Genomic DNA, 3,734 nt, shown 5'->3' with positions numbered 1-3,734 from the left:
CGACGCCGCGGGGAACGGCGAGTGGGGCATCGCACTGCGCGGCGCGATCATCGAGAGTCCTACCACCGTGCGCCTCTATGCGGGCTGCGGGATCGTGGAAGGCTCTGTTCCCGACGCCGAGCTGGCCGAGACCTGGGCAAAATTCCGGCCGATGCTCGAGTCGCTGGGGATCAGCAACTAAGCCTCAAACCCGAGGATTCCGTTCGAAACCTACCCTCCCAACTGTCTGGGGTGCGAGACAATAGCCACGTTGGGGGTCTTGATTTTTTACTTGGTAGGTTATCCAATAGTAAAACTTAGTTTTCTGTGACGCACATCTCATGTTCGGCGCTACACTATGAACCGATTAGTTTCGCATCCACTGCAAAAAAAGGTAAGAAAATGCAGAAATTCCGTTCGCTCCCGGTCAGTTCGACGCTCAAGGCTGCAACCATCATCGCAATCGGCGCCTTGGCACTGACTGCCTGCACCAACGCCTCAGAGGCCGGCCCGTCGAGCGCCGCCTCGCCTTCCGGCAGTGCCAATGCAAGCTTTGACCCCAGCACCATCACCAAGGACGACACCCTCGCTGCGCTGGTCCCCGCGGCCATCAAGTCCAAGGGCACGCTGACCGTCGGCTCGGACACGACCTACGCTCCTGCGGAATTCCTTGGAACCGACGGCCAGACCCCTGTTGGTTACGACGTCGACATCGCCAAGGCGATCGGCGCCACCCTTGGCTTGAAGGTCCAGGTGCAGACCGCCGAATTCACGGGCATCCTCCCCGCCCTCGGCCCCAAGTACGATCTGGGCATCTCGTCCTTCACCATCAACCCTGAGCGTCTCGGCGCCGTTAATATGGTCAGCTACTTCAACGCCGGCACCGCGTGGGCCGTGCAGAAGGGCAACCCGAAGAAGTTCTCCCTGGATGACGTCTGCGGCAAGTCCATCGGCGTGCAGACCGGCACGGTCCAGGAAGACCCGGACCTCTCCGGCCGCAACAAGAAGTGCGCGGCTGACGGCAAGCAGCCCATCAACATCGTGACGCTCAAGAACCAGACCGACGTCACCACCCGGCTCGTCAACGGCAGCATCGACGCGATGGCAGCCGACTCCCCCATCATCGGTTACGCCCTGACGCAGACCAACGGACAGCTTGAGAAGCTCGGCGATGTGTACGACGCCGCTCCCCAGGGCATCGCCGTTGCCAAGTCGGACACGGCCCTCGCCGATGTCATCCAGAAGACCCTGACCAAGCTCATGTCTGACGGTTCCTACAAGAAGATCCTCACTGGCTGGGGCAACGCCGAAGGCGCCATCACCAAGTCCGAGGTCAACCCGGCGGTTAAGTCTTGAGTATTCCCGCCACCGATAACAAATCAGGTGCACAGATGGATCATCATCAACCAGGCCACGCCGCGCCCGTGCTGAACGACGCGGTGCCCGTCAGGCACCCTGGCCGCTGGATCAGCGCCATCGTCATCGTTGGCGTACTAGCACTTATGGTGCAGAGCGTGATCACGAACCACAACTTCCGTTGGGACGTTGTGGGCACCTACATCCTGGACGTGAAAGTCGTCCAGGGTGTTGGCTGGACGCTTCTCCTGACCGTAGCTTCGATGGTCATTGCCATTGTCCTGGCCATCCTGCTGGCCGTGATGCGCCAGTCCGACAACCCCGTCCTGCGCTACACGAGCTGGGTCTGGGTCTGGTTCTTCCGCGGCACCCCGGTCTACACCCAGTTGGTCTTCTGGGGCCTGATCGCCGTCCTCTACCCCAAGATCAGCGCAGGGGTGCCGTTTGGCCCCGAACTGTTCAGCGTGGACACGAGCACCGTCATTACGGCTCTTGTTGCGGCGATCCTGGGGCTAGGCCTGAACGAATCCGCCTATCTGGCGGAGATCTTCCGGGCCGGCCTGAAGTCAGTGGACAAGGGACAGACCGAAGCCGCCGAAGCCCTGGGCATGGGCAACGGCAAGATCATGTGGCGGATCATCCTGCCCCAGGCAATGCGCATCATCGTCCCGCCCACCGGCAACGAAACCATCGGCATGCTCAAGACCACCTCCCTGGTCCTGGCCGTCCCGTTCACCCTGGACCTGACCTTCGCGACCAACGCCCTGGCCAACCGGATCTACCTTCCGGTGCCGCTGCTGATCGTGGCAGCCATCTGGTACTTGGTCATCACCAGCCTCCTCATGGTGGGCCAGCACTACATCGAGGCCTACTACGGCAAGGGCGTGGACACCAACCTGGCCCCGGCCGTCATCAACCCGGCAGCCGCCAAGGCCGCTGCCGCAGTGGCACCGAGCGCCGAAGCTGAGCCGTCCTTAAAGATGGACTTCCCCGAGGAGGACGCAAAATGACGATCACCACCCAGAAACCGCTGGTGCGGATCGAAGGCCTCCACAAGTACTACGGCCAACACCATGTGCTCCGCGGCATCGACCTGACGGTCAACCAGGGCGAAGTGTCCGTTGTCATCGGCCCGTCCGGTTCGGGCAAGTCCACGATGCTCCGCTGCGTGAACCTCCTCGAAACCATCAGCGCCGGCCGCATTTCCGTTGGCGACCAGCTGATCGGCTACCGCGAAGTCAACGGCCGCCTCCACGACCTGAAGGTCAAGGAAATCGCCGCGCAACGCCGGGAAATCGGCATGGTCTTCCAGCGCTTCAACCTGTTCCCCCACAAGACCGCGTTGTACAACGTGATGGAAGCACCCGTGCAGGTCAAGGGCAAATCCAAGAGTGATGCCAAGAAGGCCGCCCTCGAATTGTTGGACCGGGTGGGCCTGGCTGATCGAGCCAACCACTACCCTGCTCAGCTTTCCGGCGGCCAGCAGCAACGCGTCGCGATCGCCCGGGCCCTGGCCATGGAACCGGAATTGATGCTCTTCGACGAGCCGACGTCCGCCCTTGACCCCGAGCTCGTGGGCGATGTGCTCAACGTAATGAAGGACCTGGCCAAGTCCGGCATGACCATGATCGTGGTGACCCACGAGATCGGCTTTGCCCGCGAAGTCGGCGACCGCCTGACCTTCATGGACGGAGGTGTGGTGGTGGAATCCGGTGACCCCCGCGAAATCATCGCCAACCCCCAACACGCCCGCACCAAGGAATTCCTCAGCCGCGTGCTGTAGTTCCTGCTGCGACGTGCGACGCTCAAATGCCCTGACGCGGCTGGAAATCCAGCCGCGTCAGGGCATTTCCGTGTCGTCAGCCAGATTGCGCGTCGCCAGGGCCGAACATCTACGCCCCGAGGAGCACCTGGGATACTGCCGCAGCCACTGCGGCCTTGATGCGCGCGTGCAAGGGACGCAACCCAGACCGGTCCGTGCGTACCTCCACGATGCTGCGCCCCTTCAAAGGCGAGGCAAGCACTGCGGCGAGCTCCGCCGTCGTACGCACCAAGGTGTGCCCGACGCCGTATGCCGCGGCGAGCGCTGAAATGTCCACGCTGTGCGGGGTGCCGAAGAGGCGCTCGACGGCGGTGCCGTAACCGCCGTCGTCCTCCACCTTGCCGTGCTCAAGGAGACCGAAGATGCCCCCGCCGGCGTCGTTGAGGACCACGATGCGCAGGTCCGGTCCGGGTTCGCCGGCTCCGAGGAGGAGGCGCCGGCGTCGTGCAGGAAGGTGACGTCTCCCAGGAGGAGGGTGGTTTCGCGGCCCGCTCCGAGGGCGATTCCCGTAGCCGTGGAGATAGTTCCGTCAATGCCGGCGAGGCCGCGGTTCGCGAACACCGTGGCGAGGGGCTCG

4 protein-coding genes and 1 pseudogene are annotated in these 3,734 nt (G+C 63.0%); 4 read left to right on the top strand and 1 reads right to left on the bottom strand.

The features are described 5' to 3' along the window. The 4 genes from AHiyo1_RS00300 to AHiyo1_RS00285 all read left to right on the top strand — a co-directional run. Nucleotides 1-181 (top strand): chorismate-binding protein (locus tag AHiyo1_RS00300; protein ID WP_172465451.1); only part of this gene is annotated, 181 nt, incomplete at its 5' end. A 200-nt stretch (nucleotides 182-381) separates the two neighbouring features. Then, nucleotides 382-1,335 carry an ABC transporter substrate-binding protein gene (locus tag AHiyo1_RS00295; protein WP_059387235.1) on the top strand — a complete coding sequence of 318 codons (954 nt, stop codon included), beginning with the start codon at nucleotides 382-384 and terminating at the stop codon, nucleotides 1,333-1,335. A gap of 35 nt (nucleotides 1,336-1,370) precedes the next feature. Beyond that, nucleotides 1,371-2,345 (top strand): amino acid ABC transporter permease, encoded by a 975-nt coding sequence (locus AHiyo1_RS00290; RefSeq protein WP_059387234.1) that lies wholly within the window; start codon nucleotides 1,371-1,373, stop codon nucleotides 2,343-2,345. After that, nucleotides 2,342-3,118, top strand: a complete 777-nt coding sequence (locus tag AHiyo1_RS00285; RefSeq protein WP_059387233.1) for an amino acid ABC transporter ATP-binding protein — start codon at nucleotides 2,342-2,344, stop codon at nucleotides 3,116-3,118. The genes AHiyo1_RS00290 and AHiyo1_RS00285 overlap by 4 nt, the downstream gene beginning before the upstream one ends. Before the next feature lie 109 nt (nucleotides 3,119-3,227). Here the strand turns inward: AHiyo1_RS00285 and AHiyo1_RS00280 are convergent. Beyond that, nucleotides 3,228-3,734 (bottom strand): annotated as a pseudogene (locus AHiyo1_RS00280) (thiamine pyrophosphate-dependent enzyme); the annotation flags it as partial.

This window comes from Arthrobacter sp. Hiyo1 (genome assembly GCF_001263615.2).
In the GTDB taxonomy this organism is placed as follows: domain Bacteria; phylum Actinomycetota; class Actinomycetes; order Actinomycetales; family Micrococcaceae; genus Arthrobacter.
The sequence above is the reverse complement of the archived record's forward strand: the minus strand, read 5'-3'. Positions and strand labels throughout refer to the sequence as shown.

Excerpts from the sequence above, each read along its gene's own strand:
- AHiyo1_RS00295 (WP_059387235.1), top strand. The coding sequence starts at position 382 with ATGCAGAAATTCCGTTCGCTCCCGGTCAGTTCGACGCTCAAGGCTGCA.
- AHiyo1_RS00290 (WP_059387234.1), top strand. The coding sequence starts at position 1,371 with ATGGATCATCATCAACCAGGCCACGCCGCGCCCGTGCTGAACGACGCG.
- AHiyo1_RS00285 (WP_059387233.1), top strand. The coding sequence starts at position 2,342 with ATGACGATCACCACCCAGAAACCGCTGGTGCGGATCGAAGGCCTCCAC.